The 2,989-nt window shown below is 37.5% G+C and carries 4 protein-coding genes; all 4 read left to right on the top strand.

Features of this window, described 5'->3' with window-relative positions:
• The first annotated feature begins 80 nt into the window (after positions 1 to 80).
• Entirely contained in the window at positions 81 to 323 is a 243-nt protein-coding gene (locus E7C97_RS09280) for a hypothetical protein (protein ID WP_000627865.1), read from the top strand.
• Between the two features lie 16 nt (positions 324 to 339).
• Positions 340 to 1,194 (top strand): conjugal transfer protein TrbL, encoded by an 855-nt coding sequence (locus E7C97_RS09275; protein ID WP_001054259.1) that lies wholly within the window; start codon positions 340 to 342, stop codon positions 1,192 to 1,194.
• 53 nt (positions 1,195 to 1,247) lie between these two features.
• The gene (locus E7C97_RS09270; protein ID WP_316109030.1) at positions 1,248 to 1,607 is read left to right on the top strand and encodes a PrgI family protein; all 360 of its coding nucleotides are present in this window, start codon (positions 1,248 to 1,250) and stop codon (positions 1,605 to 1,607) included.
• On the top strand, positions 1,558 to 2,989 hold a 1,432-nt coding region (locus E7C97_RS09265), incomplete at its 3' end, for a VirB4-like conjugal transfer ATPase, CD1110 family (RefSeq protein ID WP_398581245.1). The genes E7C97_RS09270 and E7C97_RS09265, both read left to right, overlap by 50 nt.

The raw sequence follows: 2,989 nt of genomic DNA, 5'->3' as shown, positions 1-2,989 counted from the left end.
GAAAATCATCTTGAAGGCCTTAGAATTCGTGATTTAACTTTTGAATCTAGTTTAAAATAAAAATAGAAAAGAGGAAATAGATGATTACGCATTTTAAAGGTTTTGTTTATGGAGTAGACGCAAGTGCTATGTTTGCACAAGCTATGTCTTTGTTACAGAAGGGATTGATTGCGGTTGGTGCCTTTCTCGTTGTTGTTGGGATTGTCAATCTTGCAACCAACATTAAAGATGGTGGACCAGGAGTTCGGAATGCCATTCTTGAAATTGTCGGTGGTGTTATGGTAGGGGCTGCTGGAGCCTTTGTAACCCAGATTTCAATTTAGGAGGATAAACAATGACATGAATCTTAGTTTAGTCTCACCCTTTGTTTACCTTGCATCTGAAAAAATATCAGCTGAAAATTTATTTGAAGGATTTAATGTGGATTTACAATCTACAGTAGATCTGATTAAATCTCTATCTAGCTACAATCCAACTGTTTGGACTTATATGTCTAGTATTACTAAAAGTGTCATGCAGCCTCTTGGAGTTGCGATTTTATCAGTTGTTCTCATCTTAGAATTTTCGAAGATGGCAAAGAAAATTGCTAACTCAGGTGGAGCGATGACCTTTGAAGCATTAGCGCCGATGTTGATTAGTTATATTATGGTCGCAGTTGTAATTACCAATACTACCGTTATTGTAGAAGCTATCATCGGTATTGCGAGTCACGCCATTGAACAAGTGGCCTCGATTGTGGCTCACGGTGGGGCAAAGTATGATACACTCTCTGGATTAAAAGGTTCAGGATTTATTGGCCGGATGATTGTGGGCTTTTTCGCCCTCCTCATTTGGCTAGTTCGGATAGTAAGTGCAGCCATGGTCAATCTTTTGGTATCCATTCGATTTATTCAACTCTACCTTATGATTCCATTTGCACCTCTTACGATTCCAACATTTTTAAGTGATGAATGGAAGTCTATTGGTATTGGCTATTTAAAAAATATTATGGTCTATGCGGTACAAGGGGTTCTTATTTTTCTGATTGTTTCTCTTGTTCCTTTGTTTGAATCTGCTGGGAAAATAGCTGTTTCAAATGGTGCAGGAGTCCTGCAATCACTTGCGATTATGTTTGGTAGTTTGGTACAAGCTATCTTACTGATTATTGCCCTCGTTGGTTCTCAACGTACGGCTCGCTCAATCTTAGGTATGTAATTAGATAAAGGCTAGGAAGTGGTTGCTTCTTAGCCTTTTTAGAAAGGAAAGTCATGAATACACGTGTCTTTAAAGACATCTCAAAATACCAACACAGGGCTTGGTTAGGTTTCACCACAAGACAAATCATCTTTGTTTTACCAGCCTTTATTGTCACAATTATTGTTTTGGGCTTGAATCTCTTTTTCTGGCAATTTGGAGATTGGTTTGTTTACGGTTTTGTGTTTGCTTTTACCATCCCCCTCTTGCTTTTTGGAGTCTATAAACCCAATGATTTATATTTTGAACATTATTTGAAATACCGTCTTCATTTTGAATTAACGGTTCCCCTACGCACAATTACAGGAAAGAAAGGACCTGAACATGAAAAGAAAATCAAATACATTAAAGAAACAAAAAACTTCAATGACTAATAAAAAGGAAGAAGTTAAAGGGAAAAAAGAGGAAGTGTTACCTTCTACGGCTAATACTCTTTCCTATCAAGCCCTGTATCAAAATGGTCTGATGCAGGTAAAAGAAGATTATTTCTCACAAAGCTACTTACTTGGTGATGTCAATTATCAAACTGTTGGTTTAGAAGATAAGGGCGCAATCATTGAGAAGTATTCTGATTTGATTAACGCTTTAGACGATCAAACCAACTTCCAATTGACCATCTTTAATAAAAGATTGAATTTAGAAAAGTTTAGACAGAGTGTTCTGTATGAGGAAAAAGAAGATGGGTATGATAGCTATCGTAAAGAATTGAATCGGATGATGAATCAGAATTTAGACAGTGGTGAAAATAATTTTTCAGCTGTGAAACTGATTAGCTTTGGTAGAAAGGATTCTAATCCCAAACAAGCCTATCGTTCCTTGTCTCAAATTGGAGAATATTTCAAGAGTGGTTTCTCAGAAATTGATGCACGTTTTGAATCCTTGGCTGGTGAAGAACGTGTCAACTTGTTGGCGGATATGCTTAGAGGAGAACACCATCTTCCTTTTTCTTACCGTGATTTAACGAGACCGGGTCAGACAACTCGTCACTTCATAGCACCTAATCTCTTGGATTTTAAAAACAAGAATTACCTACAAATCAATGACAGTTTATTGCAGATTGTCTATGTGAGAGACTACGGCATGGAATTAGGGGATCAGTTTATTCGAGATCTCATGCAAGGAGATTTGGAATTGATTGTAAGCCTTCATGCTCAAAGTTCGACTAAGGCAGATGCTATGAAGAAACTACGAACAAAGAAGACCTTGATGGAATCTCAAAAGATTGGGGAACAACAAAAACTAGCTCGTACAGGTATCTATTTGGAAAAAGTAGGTCATGTATTAGAAAGCAATATCGATGAAGCTGAGGAACTATTAAAAACCATGACCGAGACAGGAGATAAACTATTTCAAACGGTCTTCTTGATTGGTGTTTTTGGTCAGGATGAAGAAGAACTCAAACAAGCCCTAGACACGATTCAACAAGTGGCCGGCTCAAATGACCTAATGATTGATAAACTTCCATATATGCAAGAAGCAGCCTTTAATAGTTTGCTGCCATTTGGTTGTGATTTTTTAGAGGGAGTATCACGGAGTTTATTAACGTCCAATATAGCAGTGAACTCTCCATGGACTTCAGTAGATTTACAAGACCGTAGTGGGAAATATTACGGTATCAATCAAATCTCAAGCAATATTATTACCATTGATCGCAGCCTATTAAATACACCGTCTGGTCTGATTTTAGGAACATCTGGAGCTGGGAAAGGGATGGCAACCAAGCATGAAATTATCACGACCAAAATCAAGGAATCTG

Origin of the sequence: Streptococcus sp., assembly GCF_032481935.1 — a bacterium.
Taxonomy (GTDB): Bacteria; Bacillota; Bacilli; order Lactobacillales; family Streptococcaceae; genus Streptococcus.
Note: the sequence above shows the minus strand (reverse complement) of the source record. Positions and strands in the feature narration are given on the sequence as shown.

Bases quoted from the DNA above. Each gene is read 5' to 3' on its own strand.
- E7C97_RS09280 (WP_000627865.1), top strand. From the start codon at position 81: ATGATTACGCATTTTAAAGGTTTTGTTTATGGAGTAGACGCAAGTGCT.
- E7C97_RS09270 (WP_316109030.1), top strand. From the start codon at position 1,248: ATGAATACACGTGTCTTTAAAGACATCTCAAAATACCAACACAGGGCT.
- E7C97_RS09275 (WP_001054259.1), top strand. From the start codon at position 340: ATGAATCTTAGTTTAGTCTCACCCTTTGTTTACCTTGCATCTGAAAAA.